The following is a 16,450-nucleotide window of genomic DNA, read 5'->3' as shown; positions in this document are numbered from 1 at the left end:
CGGGGGCCGTCCGAGTGGATCGGGCGGCCCCCGCCGTGCGTTCGGGTCAGTCGAACCAGCGGTCCCGGGCCAGTTCCCCCGTCCGGGAGGGGTCCTCCAGGAGGGCCGCGACCTCGAAGCGGCGGGGCCACTGGCCCGCCGCCCAGGCGAGGCCGGCGGCGACGCCCTCCAGGGTGGCCGCGTGCAGGACGCCGTCGTCGGTGAGGCGCCAGTCGATCTCCACGCCGTCGACGACGAGTTCCTCGTGCTCGACGTAGACGGACGGCGTGCGCGGGCCGAGGAGGACGTGGACCGCTTCCGGTACGTCGTGCTCCGCGCCCTCCGAGTCGATCCGCCCCGTCACGGACTCGCTCAGCCGCCGTACCTGGAAGAGCTCGGCCAGGTCGGCGGCCCGGGCCGGGCGGACGGGGAGGAGCGGGACGCCCTCGGTGAAGGGCAGCAGGTCGGGGGAGTCGACGACCACCGCGTCGGCGGCGTCCACGACCTCCACCCGGCCGTCGACGACCGCCCGCAGCTCGTCGGGGAGGGTCACCTGCTCGGGGTCGAGGTCGGCCAGCGCGCCGTAGAGGCCGTGCAGTTGGGCGGGGGTGACGGGGCGGTCGGGGTCGGCCAGACGGTCGAGGAGTTCGGCCGCGCCGCCCGGCTCGTCGAGGAGCGCCGCCACCGACGTCCGTACGCCCAGTGCCCGCAGGACCTGCTCGTCGTCGAAGCCGGTCGCGTCGGCCTCGTCGTACAGGCCGTGCAGGAGCGGGTCGCCGCCGGACGCCAGCAGGCCCGCCGGGCGGCGGCCGTCGAGGACCGGGTGGCCGCGCAGCCACCAGGCCGTGTAGGGGCGTACGACCTCGTGGGTGCCGTCGGGGAGCAGGATCCGCACGGGCTGGGTGAGGGCGTCCCGCAGTGGGGGCTGGGCGAGGAGGGCGAGGGCCTGGGGCCAGCGGTCGTCGTCCACGAGGTCCAGGTCGCGGACGGCGACGAGTTCGGTGGCGACGGGCGGGACGGGCGAGTCGGGGAAGCGGTCGAGGATGTCCTCGCACCAGACGTCCACGGCGTCCAGCAGACCCGCGTCGTCCGGCTCGGCGAAGTCGCCCTCGCGGGGCTCCAGTTCGTCGGGGTCGAGGACGACGTCCGTGGCGCGGACGAGCGCGAAGCCGGCGAGGACGCCGACGGCGGCGAGCGGGCCCTCCCCCCACCGCTCCGCCAACTCAGCGTCGACGAAGGCGAGTTCGTCCTCGCGGATGACGGAGGCGAACGGGCTTCCGGGCAGGACGAGTTCACCCGCGGGGACGAGTTCGCCGTCCTCGTCGGGCAGGGCGAGCGCGCCCAGCCAGGGTTCGTCGCCCGGTTCCAGGGCGGCGTCCCGGACGAGGGTGAGGACGGTGTCGGCCAGTTCCTCGGCGTCGGGGGTGTCCTGGTCGTCCCAGGCCCCGCCGTCGTCGTCGAGGGAGGCGGCGACCGCGGCCCGCACCTGCGGGGTGGTGAGCACCGCGCGGGGCGTGGCGGGCAGGGCGCCGAGCTTCTCCAGCAGGGGGTGCGCGGCGTCCGCGTGGGCGACCTTCAGGCCGAGGCGGGCGAGGACCTCCGGGTCGGCCCCTGCCTCGTCCGCGACGGGCAGCAGCACCTGGCGGGGGCCGATCGTCGTCCGGCCGTCGGCCAAGGGCACGGGCAGTCCGGAGAGCCGGTCCGGGTCGACGCCGGCGAGGCTGTCGTAGAGCCGGTACCACCAGTCCGGGTCCTTCTCCAGCCCGGCGAGCCGGTCGACGGCGTCGGCGAGCGGGATCCGGGCCACGCCGAGGGTGCGCAGCTCGACGCGCCGCTCCAGACCGGCGGGCAGGAGGGTGGGGAGCACCTCGGCGAGGACCTCCACGGTGTCCGCGCCCGCGCCCTCCACCACCTCGGCGTCCCGGGGGCGCAGCACCTCCGGGAGGCCGTCCTCGTCCTGGGCGGGTTCGACGGCGGGCGGCAGGAAGGCGGTGCGCGGCAGCCGTTCGAGGATCGCCCGGCGCAGCGCCCCGTCCAGCTCGCCCTTGCCGAGCGGGCCGGGCACGAGGTCGATGATGCCGGGGGTCACCGGCCGCCACTCGGCGAGGAGTTCGGCGTAGGCGTCGGCCGCGCGCTCCACGAGATGGTCGGTGAGGGGGCCGGGGGCCGCGTGCCGGCGGGTGGGGTCCAGGGGGAAGGACGCGATGAGCAGGGCGGGCACGCCGAGCGGCTCGTCGCTGGGGGTGGGGGCGTGCACGACGGGGCTGGTGCGGGGGTGCGCCGGGGCGTCCTGTTCGTCGACGGGCACGGCCCAGGTCACCGACCAGTGCGGTCGCTGCCGCTCCTCCACGGGACGGTCGGCGAGCAGGTCGGGCGTGAGCGGCCCGTGCGCGGCGGCCGTACGCCAGCGGGTGGTGCCCTCCTGGGAGTCCTCCACGACGGTGAGGGCGCCGTCGGCGAGGCGGCGCAGGGTGCGGGGCGCGTCGCCGCCGACCTCGATCACGACCTCCTCCAGGCCCGGCAGGGCGAGGAGCAGGGCGTCGTCGACGGCGGTGAGGAGCCGCTCGGCGAGGTCGGTGGCCGCCGCGTCGCGCAGCGGGAGGATGACGGCGGTGTCGTACGGGTCCGGGGCGGTGCCCTGGGCGGCGAAGGGCAGCCGCAGCAGCGGGACGTGTCCGTCGCGGCGGCGGATCTCGTCGCCGAGGCCGGGGCTGTGGCGGGCGGTCTCGGCGGCCAGCTCGCGGGCCTCGGCGAGGTCCCAGCGGACGCCGCCGTGCCGGCCGACGACGGCGGGCTCGTCGGTGACGGAGAGGACGGCGGCGAAGCCGACGCCGAAGCGGCCCACGGACACCTGCTGGGTGTCGCGCTTGGCGGAGGCGCGCAGGGTGGCGAGGGACTCGACACCGGCCGCGTCCAGGGGGGCGCCGGTGTTGGCGGCGACGAGGACGCCGTCGCGCAGGGTCAGCCGCAGCCGGCCGGGCACCCCGGCCCGGGCGGCCGCGTCGGCGGCGTTCTGGGCGAGCTCGACGACGAGACGGTCACGGTAGCCGCCGAGGACGAGGTCCTCCTCGGCGTTGGCGTCCTCGCGGAAACGGGCGGGACTGGTGGCCCAGGCGTCCAGGACTCCGCGGCGCAGGCGGGCCGTGCCGAAGGGATCAGCGCCCTCGGGTGCCGGCCGCACGAACTTGCTCACGTTCACTCTCCTCGTCGGCGTGAGGAGAAGGTATCGCGCAGCGGGGTCCGGCATGGCGTCCGCCCGGACGGAGCAGTGACCGCCCGCAGCGGGTGCCGGGTGGCCCGCAGGGCCCGCACGATGGGCCCAGGTGGTGATGGGGGGCCGGAGAGCGAGGAGCGCCGAGATGCCCGTGGACCACGAGGATCCCTGCACCATGATGCGCCGCACGGCGAAGGAGTCCCGCGAGGCGATCAAGCAGCTGCGGAAACGGATCGACAAACTCACCGAGGACATCGCCGTGCTGAAACAGCAGGCCCACCCGGACCAGCGGGCGATCGCGGCTCTGGAGCGGCAGCTCGCGGACCGTGGGGATCAGCTCGCGAGCGACGAGCTCTCGCTGAGCACCCTCGAGGACGTGATCAGCGAGAACTGCTGACGGGAACGGCTCGCGTACCCGGCTACGCGTGTCCCAGGTCCGCCGTCGTCTCGTCGGGGGCGGCCGGTACGGAACCCGAGTCCGCCGCCGGTCGCAGCGGGAACGGGTCCACCTTGGTCTCGTCGACGACCGGCGGGGCCGGCTGCGGGGCCTTCGGCATGACCGCGGCCTCCGAGTGACCGCCGCAGCCGTACGCCAGCGACACCACCCGGCCGTCCGCCGGGGAGAACTCGTTGGCGCAGACGCCGAAGGCCTGGCCGAGGGAGCCTCCGATCGGGGAGAGGAAGCCGCAGCTCACACAGGTCGCGGGGGCCGCCTGGGCCATGGGGGTCTTCGCGCCGAAGGACTCCTCCCAGCGGTCGGCGGCGGTGTGCAGGCCGTAGCGGGACAGGACGCGGGCGCGGCGCAGGCCCAGCTCCTCGGCGACCGCGGAGATCGAGCCGCGCGCCGGGACGGTGGGCAGGGCGGCCGGCGGGGCCGCCGTGACCTCGGCGTCCTCGGCCTCGACCAGTTCGGCCATCTCGTGCGAGACGGGCGAGTTCGCCGCCGGCTCGTCCTCACCGGACCAGCCGGGCTCCAGCCGGAGGTCCTCGGCGTCGGTGGGCAGGAGGTCGCCGGGGCCCATGTCGCCGGGGCGCAGCCGCTCGCTCCAGGGCACCCACTCGGGGGCGAGGACGGCGTCGGGGCCGGGCAGCAGGACGACCTCGTCGAGGGTGACGGCCTTGGCGCGGGAGGCGCGGGCCACGGTCGCCGCCCAGCGCCAGCCGCGGTAGCCGAGCTCCTTGCACTCGAAGTAGTGCGTGACGACCCGGTCACCCTCGGAGAGCAGGCCTACGTGCTCGCCGACCACGCCGGGCGCGGCAGCCTCCTCGGCTGCGGCGCGGGCGAGGTCGACGGCCTCGGCGCACAGGCGGTCGGGGGTGCGGCTTCGCGTGGTCGCTGCGCTCACAGGTATCGCTTCTCTCCTACGCCGTCTCTCGGGTGCGCCGGCCTGAAGGCGGCGGGTGCGGACGGAGCGGACCGAAGGGCCGCGTCTTACGTCCGCGCCCGATCGCGCTCGGGCGCACCTGCTGTCATCCATTCTGCTGGATGGCGGGGAGGCGCGCGGCCGAGAACGATCGCCACGGCGCGCTACGCACGCTACCTGTTCCCGGACGTTCGGCCTACACCGACGGGACGTTTCCCCGGACCTGAGCGCCGACATCCGTGCCGAACCGCACTATGCGCGCCCGTCTCGGGGCACTATGACGGAGTGGCAGCCGCGAAAGCATCCCAAGGTGCCACCGGGACCGGTGGGACGAGGGGATCGAAGGGGAGAGGCGGGATCGGCGGTTCGGGCCGGGTCGGCGGGTCCGTCCGCGCGGTCGGCCGTGCCCTGCACCTGCCGTTCACCGGCACGGCCCGCGGCATCAGAAAGGCCACGCACGCGCACGGCGCCGGGGAGTCCGGCCTGGGCAAACTGATCGAGCTGCACGCGGTGAACGGCGCGGGCGACGTGATGATCACCGTCGCGCTCGCCTCCACCGTGTTCTTCTCGGTGCCGACGGACGAGGCCCGCGGCCGGGTCGCGCTGTACCTCGCCATCACCATGGCGCCCTTCACCGTCCTCGCGCCGGTGATCGGCCCGCTCCTGGACAAGCTGCCGCACGGCCGGCGGGCGGCGATGGCGGGCGCGATGCTCGCCCGTGCCCTGCTGGCGCTGATCATCTCCGGCGCGGTCGCCAGCGGGAGTCTGGAGCTGTACCCGGCGGCGCTGGGCGTCCTGGTCGCGTCGAAGGCGTACGGCGTGGTCCGCAGCGCGGTGGTCCCCCGCCTCCTGCCGCCCCGCTTCTCCCTGGTGAAGGCGAACTCGCGGGTGACGCTGGGCGGGCTCCTCGCCACCGGGGTGGCGGCGCCGGTCGGCGCGGGGCTCCAGGCGCTCGGGGAGCGCTGGCCGCTCTACGGCGCCTTCGTGATCTTCATGGCGGGTACGTTCCTGTCGTTCTCGCTGCCGCCGAAGGTGGACTCGGCGAAGGGCGAGGACGTGGCGCTGCTCGCGGCGGACGAGGAGCATCTGCACGGCCCGCACCGGCAGCCGGTCAAGCGCCCGGGTCTGCGGACCGTCGGGATCGCGGTCACCCACGCCCTGGGCGCGAACGCCGCGCTGCGCTGGCTGTCCGGCTTCCTGACCTTCTTCCTCGCCTTCCTGCTGCGCGAGCATCCGCTGACCGGGTCCAGCGCGGCCGTGTCGCTGGGGATAGTGGCGGTCGCGGCGGGCGTGGGCAACGCGCTGGGCACGGCGGTGGGGGCGTGGCTGCGGGCCCGCGCGCCGGAGATCATCATCGTGACGGTCCTCGCGGTGGTCCTGGGCACGGCGATCACGGCCGCCGTGTTCTTCGGCGCGTTCCTCGTGGCGTGCCTCACGGCGACGACCGGGTTCTGTCTGGCGCTGGCGAAGCTGTCGCTGGACGCGCTGATCCAGCGGGACGTGCCCGAACTGGTGCGGACGTCGGCGTTCGCCCGCTCGGAGACCATGCTGCAGATGGCGTGGGTGCTGGGCGGCGCGATCGGCATCGTGATGCCGCTCAACGGCACGGCGGGCCTGTGCCTGGCCGCCGCGGTGCTCGCGCTCGGCTGGCTGACGACGGCCCGTGGTCTGATCGGCTCGGCCCGCCACGGAGGGGCGCAGAAGGCCCGCGTGGCGTAACACACAGCGCCATGGCCCCCCGCATAAAGAGACCGCGGCACCCGCCCGATAGCCTTCGCCCCATGACCACGCTGCAATCCGTAGTGCGACGCCGCGCCGTCGCCACCGCCGGCGCCGTTTCCGCCGGACTGCTCGTCCTGTCGGCCTGTGACAAGCCGACGCCGCTGTCCACGATCACCGTCGGCCGCTCCTCGGTCAGCTCCGAGGCGACCTGTGGCGGCGAGGGCAAGGCGCTGAACGCCGCGGCCCTGACGAAGTGCCTGGCCGACAAGGACATCAAGTCCATCGACGTCGACCCGGACGAGACGGTCCGCTTCGGTGTCGACCCCGACGTCGCGGACAAGCGCTGGACGATCCTGATGAACGGTCAGCCGCTCACCGAGGACAGCGACAAGACGTACCGCACCATCCCGGGCAGCGTGTTCTTCAACGCCCAGTACGGCGCCCAGGGCAACTCGACGCTGGTCACCATCAAGGCCGGCGACGGCAAGAAGGACAGCCAGAGCGCGACGGGTCTGTGGTCGTTCAAGCTGAAGAAGGACGACTAGTCACGTTCTCCGCCCGCGTCCTCGTGGCCACCGCGGTCCCCGCAGAACGGGACGCGGTGGCACAGGCGTTCGTGGAGCCGTGCCGGGTGGAGGTGCCGCTGCCCGGGGTGGTCCTCCACCGCCCCGACGAGGCCTTCGACCTCCTGGCCGCCGGCGTGGGTCCCGCGCGCGCCGCCGCGTCCGTCTCCGCCGCGCTGACCGCCGCCGCCCTGCGCGGGGCGCCGTACACCCTGGTCGTCTCGGCCGGTATCGCCGGTGGTTTCCTCCCCGGGGCCCCCGTCGGCTCCGTGGTCGTCGCCGACCGGATCACCGCCGCCGACCTGGGCGCGGAGACCCCGGAGGGTTTCCTGCCGGTCACCGAGCTGGGCTTCGGGACCGTCACCCACCGTCCGCCGGAGTCACTCGTACGGGTCGCCGAGGCCGCCATCCAGGGCCGTACCGGGGAGATCCTGACCGTCTCCACGGTCACCGGCACCGCCTCCCGGGCCGCCGCGCTGCACGAGCGCCACCCGGGTGCGCTCGCCGAGGCCATGGAGGGCTTCGGGGTCGCCGAGGCGGCCGTCGCGCACGGCACGCCCGTCCTGGAGATCCGCGCGGTCTCCAACCCCGTGGGCCCCCGCGACCGGGCCGCCTGGCGCATCGGCGAGGCGCTGGCCGCGCTCACGGAGGCCTTCGGGAAGCTCGCCCCCGCCCTGGAGAGTTGGCAGCCACATGACCGGTGAACCGCTGAAGATCGCGTACTCCCCCTGCCCGAACGACACGTTCGTCTTCGACGCCCTGGCCCACGGCCGGGTGCCGGGCGCGCCCGCGCTCGACGTGACGTTCGCGGACATCGACGTCACCAACGGCATGGCCGAGCGCGGCGAGTTCGACGTGCTCAAGGTGTCGTACGCCGTGCTGCCGTACGTCCTCGACGAGTACGCGCTGCTGCCGTGCGGGGGCGCGCTGGGCCGGGGCTGCGGCCCGCTGGTCCTGACCCGGGAGGCGGGGCTCGGGGGCACCTCCCCCGCTTTCGGCAGTGGGGGACTCGCCGGGCGCACGGTCGCGGTCCCCTCCGAGAGGTCGACGGCGTACCTGCTGTTCCGTCTCTGGGCGGCGGACACGCTGCCCGGCGGGGTCGGCGAGATCGTGGTCCTGCCGTTCCACGAGATCATGCCCGCCGTGCGGGACGGCAAGGTCGACGCGGGACTCGTCATCCACGAGGCGCGGTTCACTTACCAGAACTACGGCCTGCACAAGCTCGCCGACATGGGTGAGCACTGGGAGTCCACGACGGGCCTGCCCATCCCGCTGGGCGCGATCATCGCCAAGCGGTCCCTGGGCGCCGCCGCGCTGACGGGCCTGACGGAGGCCATCCGCGCCTCCGTCCACGCCGCCTGGGACGCCCCCGAGGTCTCCCGCCCGTACGTCATGGCCCACGCCCAGGAAATGGACCCGGCCGTCGCCGACCAGCACATCGGCCTGTACGTCAACGAGTTCACGGCGAACCTGGGCGAGCCCGGCTACGCGGCCGTCAGGGGCCTGCTGACCCGTGCGTCGGCCGAGGGGCTGGTGCCGCCCCTCGGGCCGAACGCGCTCGATTTCCCCTGAGGCGGGCCCTTCGGGTCAGACGTCCAGCTGGTCGGCGACCGCGCGCAGCAGGCCGGCGATCTTCTTGCCGGAGGCCTTGTCGGGGTAACGGCCCTTCTCCAGCATCGGAGTGATGTTCTCGAGGAGGGTGGTCAGGTCCTGCACGATGGAGGCCAGTTCGTCGGGCTTCTTGCGCTGGGCCGCCGCGACCGAGGGCGTCGGGTCGAGGAGGACGACGGAAAGGGCCTGGTCACCGCGCTGTCCGGCGACGACGCCGAACTCCACTCGCTGGCCCGGCTTCAGTGTCTCGACTCCGGCGGGGAGGACCGAGGAATGGACGAAGACGTCACCGCCGTCGTCACGGGAGAGAAAGCCGAAGCCCTTCTCGCTGTTGAACCACTTGACCTTGCCGGTAGGCACGTCTGTCCTCGTCCTCGTACTCGTCGGAAACTTGCTTCTGGAAAAAACAGCTCTGGAACGGCTCTTGATAGCACTCGGGCGGGTCGACCATGACCCGCCGGTACCAAGGCTAATGGTCTTCGGGCGACTGACAAGACGTCCCCCGGTTGTTCCTTCGCGCTGGGAACTACCCTGGTCCGGTGCGTGACAAAACCCAAACGAATTCCGCCGCTCCCGGTGACCGACTGATCCGTGCCGGCGCCCTCGTCTTCTTCGTCGGCGCCGTGGCCACCCTCGTCACGATCGCCCCGCTGCTTCTCGGCACGACGCCTTTTCCGACCTACATGTTCGGACTGAGCATGCTCATGGGCGTGGGATTCCTCGTCGCGGGCGCCGGCGTCCTGCGGTCGATCGCGGCGGGCCGGCGTCAGGCGCGGGCGGGACGTCAGCCCTCGTAGCCGGCGAACCACTCACCGAACCGGGTCAGATCGTCCAGCACGACGTCCGCCCCGGCCTCGGTCAGCTCCGCCGCGCTGCACGGCCCCGTGGCCACCGCCACCGAGAACGCCCCGGCGAGCCGCGCCCCGCGCACGTCCCCGACATGGTCGCCGACGTACACGGACGCGCCGTGCTCGCGCAGCGCCCCCGCCTTCTGCGCCGCCCACAGATTGCCGATCACCGCGTCGGGCCGCATGCCCAGGTGCTCCATGTGCAGCCTGGCGTTCGGCTCCCACTTCGCGGTGACGACGATCGCCCGGCCGCCCGCCCGCCGCACCGCCTCGACGGCGTCATGCGCGCCGGGCATCGCGAGGCTGCCCGCGACGGCGTACGCCGGGTAGATCTCGCGGTAGAGGCCGGCCACGGCCGGTATGTCCTCGGCCGGGAACCAGTGGGCGATCTCCTCCTCCAGCGGCGGCCCGAGCCGGGTGACCACCAGGTCGGCGTCGACGTACGTCCTCGTCCGCGCGGACAGCTCCACCCAGCAGGCGTGGATGCCGGGCCGGGAGTCGATGAGGGTCATGTCGAGGTCGAAGCCGACGGTGCGGGCGCGGGGGGAGGCGACGGTCATGCGGGCCATTGTGCCCGGTCGGCGGCGTCGGCCCGCGACCTATGTCCGCCGCTGCGAGCGCCACACCAGGAACAGCGCCGACGCCACGGCCGCGCCCCGCACCACCCACGGCCAGGTCCCGGCGATCGCTTCGTTCATGTGCCCCTCGGCGATCGGCGCGCCCCAGCGGCCCTCGCTGCGGCCCCACAGCCACACCAGCCCGGCGGCGGCGGACAGTCCCGGCAGCCACATGACCGCCAGCTTGGTCTCCCGGTCGGTCAGCCGGCGCGAGAGATAGGCGATGGCCCAGCCCACGACCAGCAGCAACAACTTCCCGAGCACCGCGCCGACGAGGAGGGCGGCCGCGGCGAGGAGCAGCAGGGGGTTGCTCCAGCCGCCCCCGCCGGGCAGGGCGGGCAGAAACCGCCGCCGTCCTTTCGCCGCCGCGCCGGTCTCGGCGGCGGGCTCGTCCGCCGGAGCCGCGGCCTCCCGCTCCGCCTGCTCCTTCTCCTTGTCCCGCTCCTTCTCCGGCTGCGGGGGCCTCAGCATCTCCGGGATCTCGACCCCGCCGACGAAACCGGGGACCTCGTCGCCCGCCCCGAAGGGGTCGGACTCCCGCCGCCACCAGTCGGGCACCCGCACGTCGTCGGCGAGCGAGCCCGACCGGGGTCCGGGCACCTTGCGCAGGGTCGTCGGCGGTGGCGGCCGGTCCTCGTCGTCGCGCTGGACGGGCACGGAGGGCGTCGGCGCCTGCGGGGCCGTGCCCCCGCCGCCGTCGGCCGCGGCGGCGACGACGTCGTCCGGGCTGCCGAGGCGGTCGATGATGCGGCGGACGGCCGCGGGCGAGTCGACGGGCGCCTTGGACCGGCGCCGGTCGATCTCGTTGCGCAACTCGGACACGAGCCGCATCCGCGTGGCCGACGACAACTGCTGCTGCTGCGCGATGTCACCGACGCGGCTCAGATACTCGTAGACGACCTGGTCGCTCTCGATCCCCACGGGGAAGACGCTATCGCGCAAGCCCGACGATCCGGCCCAGCCCGGCACCGATCAGCCCCTCCGGCGGCGCCGGGACGAGGCCCGTCCAGGGCCGACGCGGGGGCCCGGGGGCGCGGCCCCCCAAGACGGTGACCCGCTAACGTGGGCAAGATGAGCACCGAGGACCACCCGGCCCCCCGGTCCCTCGCGGAAGCGCTCCGCGGCAGGGACGACGCCTCCCTGGCCGCCCTCCTGCGCAGCCGCCCCGACCTCATCACCCCGGTCCCCACCGACCTCACCCAGCTCGCCACCCGCGCCGGCACCCGCGCGTCCGTCGTCCGCGCCCTGGAGCGGCTCGACCGGTTCGCCCTGCAGACCGCGGAGGCGCTGGCGGTGGCCGCCGACCCGTCGTCGTACGACGAACTGCTCGGCCTGATGGCCGGGGACGCCCGCGACCCGGAGGTCTCGGCCGCGCTGCCCGCCGCGCTCGCCGCCCTGCGCGAGCAGGCGCTGGTGTGGGGCGCCGACGACCGCCTCCGTCTCGTGCGCACCGCCCGTGAACTGCTCGCCCCGTCGCCGCAGCACCCCTCCCCGACCGGGCTCGGCCCGAGTGTGCGGGAGGCCACGGCGGGGATGTCGCCGGGCCGGATCCAGGAGATCGTGGCGACGGTGGGCCTGCCGTCCACGCACGACTCGGTGTCGGCCGTGGACGCCCTGACCGCGCTCTTCACCCACCGCAGGAAGATGAAGGCCATGCTGGCCAAGGCCCCGGCGGAGTCCCTGGAGGTGCTGGAGCGCCTGATGTGGGGCCCGCCGTACGGCCAGGTCACGCACGATCCGGCGCCCCGGCTGCGCTGGCTGCTGGACCGCGGCCTGCTGCTGCCGACGGCGCCCGGCACGGTCGTCCTGCCCCGCGAGGTCGCCCTGCATCTGCGGGCCGGCCGCGCGCACCGGGCGCCGGAGCCGCTGCCGCCCGCCGTGGAGCCGGCCGCCACCCACCGTCCACAGGTTGTGGACAGCACGGCGGCCGGACAGGCGTACACCGCGCTGGCCACGGTGGAGGAGCTGCTGAAGGACTGGGACGAGGGCGGCCCGGCGGTGCTGCGGGCCGGCGGACTGAGCGTCCGGGACCTGAAGCGGACGGCCGTCGCCCTCGACGTCCCGGAGCCGGTCGCGGCGTTCTGGGTGGAGCTGGCGTACGCGGCGGGACTGATCGCCTCCGACGGTGAGGCCGACGAGCGGTACGCGGCGACCCCGGCGTACGACGCATGGCTGGAGCGCCCCGTCGCCGAGCGCTGGACACGGCTCGCGGAGGCCTGGCTGGCGGCGACCCGCACCTCCGGTGTGGTCGGCGGCCGGGACGCGAAGGAACGCGCGCTGTCGGCGCTGGGCCCGGGCCTGGACCGCTCGGCCGCCCCCGAGGTGCGCCACCGGGTCCTGGCCCTGCTGGCCGCCCTGCCGGAGGGCGCCGCCCCGGACCCGGAGGCGGTACTGGCCCGGCTGCGCTGGGAACGCCCCCTGCGCGGACCGCGCACCTCCGCCACCGAGGACGATCTCCGCTCCCGCCTGGCCCGCTGGACGCTCGCCGAGGCCGAACTGCTCGGCCTGACCGGCCGCGGCGCGCTCTCCGCCCAGGGCCGCGCCCTGATCGGCGCCTCACCGGCCGCCCCCGCGGCACACCCGGAACCCCAGGGCCCCGGCGACAAACTGCCGGTCCACCACCACCGTACGGCCGCCCCGCTCACCCCTCTCTCCCCGCCCGAGCAGGCGGTGGCCGCGGCGGCCGCCACCCGCCTCCTGGCCCCGCTCCTGCCCGAGCCCCTGGACCACGTCCTGCTCCAGGCGGACCTCACGGCCGTGGCCCCGGGCCCCCTCCAACGCCCGCTCGCCGACGTGCTGGGCGTGCTCGCCGACGTGGAGTCCAAGGGCGGCGCGACCGTCTACCGCTTCACCCCCGGCTCCGTACGCCGCGCCCTGGACGCCGGCCGCAGCGCCTCCGACCTGCACGCCTTCCTCGCCCAGCACTCCCGTACCCCCGTGCCCCAGCCGCTCGCCTATCTGATCGACGACGTGGCGCGCCGGCACGGCCATCTGCGGGTGGGCGCGGCCTCGGCGTACGTCCGCTGCGACGACGACACCGTGCTGAACGAGATCCTCGCCGACAAACGGGCCGGCGCGCTGCGGCTGCGCCGCCTGGCCCCGACGGTGCTGGCCGCCCAGGCCGACCCGGCCACCCTGCTCGACGGGCTGCGCGCGATGGGATACGCGCCCGCCGCCGAATCCGCCGAGGGCGACGTCCTGATCACCCGCGCCCACGCCCACCGCACCCCGCCCCGCACGGCCCCCGAGCCGGTCCCCGAGGGCCCCCCGGTCCCCGACGCGACCCTCCTGACGGCGGCGGTCCGGGCGATCCGCGCGGGCGACCTCGCCTCCACGGCCCCCCGCAAGCCCACGGACACGGCCGTCCCCCTCGCCCCCGGCGAACTCCCCCGCACCAGCAACGCCGAGACCCTCGCCACCATGCAGGCCGCCGTCCTGACGGGCGAGGCCCTGTGGATCGGCTACGTCAACGCCGAGGGCTCCGCCAGCCAGCGCGTCATCGCCCCCGTGAGGGTGGAGGGCGGCTTCGTGACGGCGTACGACCACACGGCGGACGAGGTCCGCACCTATCCGTTGCACCGGATCACGGGGGTGGCAGAACTGGCGGACGAGTGAGGCGCCGGGTCGAGCAGCGCCCCTCAAGGGCGCGGGGCCGTACCCATATGCGGCTCCGCCGCGGGGCGCGACCAGCCACGACCGAGCCGCAGCCGAACGACGGCTAACAGTCCCCCACCGCCGAATCCGCCCCCAGCCCGAAATGCACCCGCGCCGCACTCTCCAACCCCGCCGAACTCACGGCCTCGTCCAGCCGCGACTCGGCGAACACCGAGAAGTGGTCCTTCTCCCAGTCCGCGTACCCGGCCCCGTCCGGCGCCTCCTCCTGCGCGACGACGCGATAACCCTCGCCGTCCCTCTCCAACCGCATCACCTGCGGAACGTGCGACCCCGCACACTCCTGAAGCGCCCCACCCCGCACCCCGTACTCCACACACAACGTGTCGACCCCGGCCCGCACCCGGTGCTCCCCGTCCTGACGGAGATCCAGCGCCTGCGCCTCGCAGAACCACCGCGTCTTCAGCGCGGGCTCACTCTCTCCGGCCCCGTCCCCCTGCGCCTGCGCGACGAGCCGCGCCTCGATCGCGGGCCGTACGGCGTCCCACAGGCCGGCGTCCACACCGCTCGACCCCCGCGCCCACGCCCCGGTCGCCACCAGCACCACCACAGCGCCGACGCCGGGTCCCCAGATGCGTACCGAAGTCACCGCGAGCTCCTCACCGAGCCGCGCGCGCTGCACGGCTTCCCCCCGACAAGACCGTCAAGACGCACTCGGGGTTGCACGCGTGATGGGGCACACTGGACGTTTGGCCGCCTCGGAAAGGATGTGCGTACCACGTGAACGGACCGCTGATCGTCCAGTCGGACAAGACCCTGCTCCTGGAAGTCGACCACGAGCAGGCCGACGACTGCCGTCGCGCCATCGCGCCGTTCGCCGAGCTGGAGCGGGCGCCCGAGCACATCCACACCTACCGGGTGACCCCGCTCGGCCTGTGGAACGCGCGGGCCGCCGGGCACGACGCCGAGCAGGTGGTGGACGCGCTGGTGCAGTACAGCCGCTACCCGGTGCCGCACGCGCTGCTCGTGGACATCGCGGAGACGATGGACCGCTACGGCCGTCTGACCCTGTCCAAGCACCCGGCGCACGGCCTGGTGCTGACCACGACCGACCGGCCGGTGCTGGAGGAGATCCTGCGCTCCAAGCGGGTCACCCCGCTGGTCGGCGCCCGGATCGACCCGGACACCGTCGTGGTGCACCCCTCGGAGCGCGGGCAGATCAAGCAGACCCTGCTGAAGCTGGGCTGGCCGGCCGAGGACCTCGCCGGGTACGTGGACGGCGAGGCGCATCCGATCGAGCTGGCGGAGGACGGCTGGGCGCTCAGGCCGTACCAGAAGCAGGCGGTGGAGAACTTCTGGCACGGCGGCAGCGGGGTCGTGGTCCTGCCCTGCGGTGCGGGCAAGACGCTGGTCGGCGCGGGGTCGATGGCGCAGGCGAAGTCGACCACGCTGATCCTCGTCACGAACACGGTCTCGGCGCGGCAGTGGAAGCACGAGCTGGTGAAGCGGACCTCGCTGACCGAGGAGGAGATCGGCGAGTACAGCGGGACCCGCAAGGAGATCCGCCCGGTCACCATCGCCACCTACCAGGTGCTGACGACCCGGCGGAAGGGCGTCTACCCGCACCTGGAGCTGTTCGACTCCCGGGACTGGGGACTCATCGTCTACGACGAGGTGCATCTGCTGCCCGCGCCCGTCTTCAAGTTCACCGCCGACCTCCAGGCCCGCCGCCGTCTTGGTCTGACCGCGACGCTGGTCCGCGAGGACGGCCGTGAGTCGGACGTGTTCTCCCTCATCGGCCCCAAGCGGTTCGACGCGCCGTGGAAGGAGATCGAGGCGCAGGGCTACATCGCGCCGGCGGACTGCGTGGAGGTACGGGTCAACCTCACCGACTCGGAGCGGCTGGCGTACGCGACCGCCGAGGCGGAGGAGAAGTACCGCTTCTGTGCGACGACCGCGACCAAGCGGAAGGTGACGGAGGCGATCGTGCGGCGCTTCGCGGGCCAGCAGATCCTCGTCATCGGCCAGTACATCGACCAGCTGGACGAGCTGGGCGAGCACCTCGGGGCGCCGGTCATCAAGGGCGAGACGTCCAACGCTCAGCGCGAGAAGCTCTTCGACGCGTTCCGGGAGGGCGAGATCAGCGTGCTGGTGGTGTCGAAGGTGGCGAACTTCTCGATCGACCTGCCCGAGGCGACGGTCGCCATCCAGGTGTCCGGCACCTTCGGTTCCCGTCAGGAGGAGGCCCAGCGTCTGGGCCGTGTGCTGCGCCCGAAGGCGGACGGCCACCAGGCCCACTTCTACTCGGTCGTCGCCCGCGACACGATCGACCAGGACTTCGCCGCGCACCGGCAGCGGTTCCTGGCGGAGCAGGGGTACGCGTACCGGATCATGGACGCGGACGAGCTGCTCGCGGAGGGCTGAGGGTCACCGCCTGCGGCGGACTCCGGCCTCCTCGCCGTACTCACCGAGGATGATCACGTCGAAGGCGGCGCCCACGAAGACCCTGATCGCGTGCAGGGCGTCGCCGAAGGGGTGACGGTGGGCGTCGGACAGGGGGGTCGCGCCGGACGGGCGACCGGGGGCTGGGGTGAGGGTCGCTGCACTCATGTCTCCATGGTGCGTCGACAGACATAAAGGGGGCATCGGTCCCAGGTCCCCACTTGGCGTACTACCTGAGTACCTCGAAAAAGGCCGTTCTCCCCTAGGGGGAGGGGCCAGGGGTAGGGGGCGCGGGGCACGGGGGCGGGAAAAACCGTTCGCCTGTCTCTCCCCGCCCCATTAAAATCTCCGCTCTTGCCCGCCTCCCTTCACGGAGTGCCGTCGTCCGGACGGAAACCGGACGGCATCGCCGTAGCCCATCTCCAGCAGGCCCGGAGGCACCCCCTTGTCCACGTCCGTCCACGACGACCCCCTCGGC

General features: G+C 74.1%; 15 protein-coding genes. 8 read left to right on the top strand and 7 right to left on the bottom strand.

Translation table 11 applies throughout. The features are described from left to right. Positions 1–46: 46 nt before the first annotated feature. Entirely contained in the window at positions 47–3,172 is a 3,126-nt protein-coding gene (locus tag OG852_RS26350) for a sacsin N-terminal ATP-binding-like domain-containing protein (protein WP_133912003.1), read from the bottom strand. A gap of 166 nt (positions 3,173–3,338) precedes the next feature. Here OG852_RS26350 and OG852_RS26345 point away from each other — a divergent pair, with 166 nt between their 5' ends. Next, positions 3,339–3,590, top strand: a complete 252-nt coding sequence (locus OG852_RS26345) for a hypothetical protein (RefSeq protein ID WP_330349125.1) — start codon at positions 3,339–3,341, stop codon at positions 3,588–3,590. A 22-nt stretch (positions 3,591–3,612) separates the two neighbouring features. Here the strand turns inward: OG852_RS26345 and OG852_RS26340 are convergent, their stop codons facing one another. Then, entirely contained in the window at positions 3,613–4,539 is a 927-nt protein-coding gene (locus tag OG852_RS26340) for a DUF3027 domain-containing protein (RefSeq protein ID WP_133912001.1), read from the bottom strand. 303 nt (positions 4,540–4,842) lie between these two features. Here OG852_RS26340 and OG852_RS26335 point away from each other — a divergent pair, with 303 nt between their 5' ends. From OG852_RS26335 to OG852_RS26320, 4 genes are all read left to right on the top strand, one after another. After that, positions 4,843–6,276 carry an MFS transporter gene (locus OG852_RS26335; RefSeq protein WP_133912000.1) on the top strand — a complete coding sequence of 478 codons (1,434 nt, stop codon included), beginning with the start codon at positions 4,843–4,845 and terminating at the stop codon, positions 6,274–6,276. A gap of 62 nt (positions 6,277–6,338) precedes the next feature. Next, positions 6,339–6,824, top strand: coding sequence for a DUF2771 domain-containing protein (locus OG852_RS26330; protein ID WP_133911999.1), 486 nt, complete (start codon positions 6,339–6,341; stop codon positions 6,822–6,824). A 23-nt stretch (positions 6,825–6,847) separates the two neighbouring features. Beyond that, positions 6,848–7,546, top strand: a complete 699-nt coding sequence (locus OG852_RS26325) for a futalosine hydrolase (RefSeq protein ID WP_330349124.1) — start codon at positions 6,848–6,850, stop codon at positions 7,544–7,546. Next, the gene (locus OG852_RS26320; protein WP_330349123.1) at positions 7,536–8,414 is read left to right on the top strand and encodes a 1,4-dihydroxy-6-naphthoate synthase; all 879 of its coding nucleotides are present in this window, start codon (positions 7,536–7,538) and stop codon (positions 8,412–8,414) included. Before OG852_RS26325 ends, OG852_RS26320 begins: the two co-directional genes overlap by 11 nt. Before the next feature lie 15 nt (positions 8,415–8,429). Here OG852_RS26320 and OG852_RS26315 read toward each other — a convergent pair whose 3' ends face one another. Beyond that, positions 8,430–8,813 carry a cold-shock protein gene (locus OG852_RS26315; protein ID WP_133911996.1) on the bottom strand — a complete coding sequence of 128 codons (384 nt, stop codon included), beginning with the start codon at positions 8,811–8,813 and terminating at the stop codon, positions 8,430–8,432. A gap of 179 nt (positions 8,814–8,992) precedes the next feature. On the opposite strand from OG852_RS26315, the gene OG852_RS26310 reads away from it, so the two are divergent. Then, the gene (locus OG852_RS26310) at positions 8,993–9,250 is read left to right on the top strand and encodes a hypothetical protein (RefSeq protein WP_133911995.1); all 258 of its coding nucleotides are present in this window, start codon (positions 8,993–8,995) and stop codon (positions 9,248–9,250) included. Here the strand turns inward: OG852_RS26310 and OG852_RS26305 are convergent. Together OG852_RS26305 and OG852_RS26300 are read right to left on the bottom strand one after the other, a co-directional pair. Beyond that, a complete protein-coding gene (locus OG852_RS26305; protein ID WP_133911994.1) occupies positions 9,238–9,870 on the bottom strand; it encodes an HAD family hydrolase in 633 nt (210 codons plus the stop codon). The two genes, OG852_RS26310 and OG852_RS26305, sit on opposite strands and share 13 nt — an antisense overlap. 30 nt (positions 9,871–9,900) lie before the next feature. Beyond that, positions 9,901–10,839 (bottom strand): hypothetical protein, encoded by a 939-nt coding sequence (locus OG852_RS26300; RefSeq protein WP_330349122.1) that lies wholly within the window; start codon positions 10,837–10,839, stop codon positions 9,901–9,903. 150 nt (positions 10,840–10,989) lie between these two features. On the opposite strand from OG852_RS26300, the gene OG852_RS26295 reads away from it, so the two are divergent. Next, on the top strand, positions 10,990–13,533 hold the full coding sequence (locus tag OG852_RS26295) for a helicase C-terminal domain-containing protein (protein WP_330349121.1): 2,544 nt from the start codon (positions 10,990–10,992) through the stop codon (positions 13,531–13,533). A 103-nt stretch (positions 13,534–13,636) separates the two neighbouring features. Here the strand turns inward: OG852_RS26295 and OG852_RS26290 are convergent, their stop codons facing one another. Then, positions 13,637–14,179, bottom strand: a complete 543-nt coding sequence (locus OG852_RS26290) for a hypothetical protein (protein WP_330349120.1) — start codon at positions 14,177–14,179, stop codon at positions 13,637–13,639. Positions 14,180–14,310: 131 nt separating this feature from the next. Between OG852_RS26290 and OG852_RS26285 the strand changes: the two genes are divergently transcribed. Next, positions 14,311–15,954, top strand: a complete 1,644-nt coding sequence (locus tag OG852_RS26285; protein WP_330349119.1) for a DNA repair helicase XPB — start codon at positions 14,311–14,313, stop codon at positions 15,952–15,954. Between the two features lie 3 nt (positions 15,955–15,957). Here OG852_RS26285 and OG852_RS26280 read toward each other — a convergent pair whose 3' ends face one another. Beyond that, positions 15,958–16,140: a hypothetical protein gene (locus OG852_RS26280; RefSeq protein ID WP_133911990.1), complete on the bottom strand. Its 183-nt coding sequence runs from the start codon at positions 16,138–16,140 to the stop codon at positions 15,958–15,960. Positions 16,141–16,450: the final 310 nt, after the last annotated feature.

The sequence above is a fragment of the Streptomyces sp. NBC_00582 genome, from assembly GCF_036345155.1.
In the GTDB taxonomy this organism is placed as follows: domain Bacteria; phylum Actinomycetota; class Actinomycetes; order Streptomycetales; family Streptomycetaceae; genus Streptomyces.
Note: the sequence above shows the minus strand (reverse complement) of the source record. Positions and strands in the feature narration are given on the sequence as shown.

Excerpts from the sequence above, each read along its gene's own strand:
- OG852_RS26345 (WP_330349125.1), top strand. The coding sequence starts at position 3,339 with ATGCCCGTGGACCACGAGGATCCCTGCACCATGATGCGCCGCACGGCG.
- OG852_RS26330 (WP_133911999.1), top strand. The coding sequence starts at position 6,339 with ATGACCACGCTGCAATCCGTAGTGCGACGCCGCGCCGTCGCCACCGCC.
- OG852_RS26320 (WP_330349123.1), top strand. The coding sequence starts at position 7,536 with ATGACCGGTGAACCGCTGAAGATCGCGTACTCCCCCTGCCCGAACGAC.
- OG852_RS26305 (WP_133911994.1), bottom strand. The coding sequence starts at position 9,870 with ATGGCCCGCATGACCGTCGCCTCCCCCCGCGCCCGCACCGTCGGCTTC.
- OG852_RS26295 (WP_330349121.1), top strand. The coding sequence starts at position 10,990 with ATGAGCACCGAGGACCACCCGGCCCCCCGGTCCCTCGCGGAAGCGCTC.
- OG852_RS26280 (WP_133911990.1), bottom strand. The coding sequence starts at position 16,140 with ATGAGTGCAGCGACCCTCACCCCAGCCCCCGGTCGCCCGTCCGGCGCG.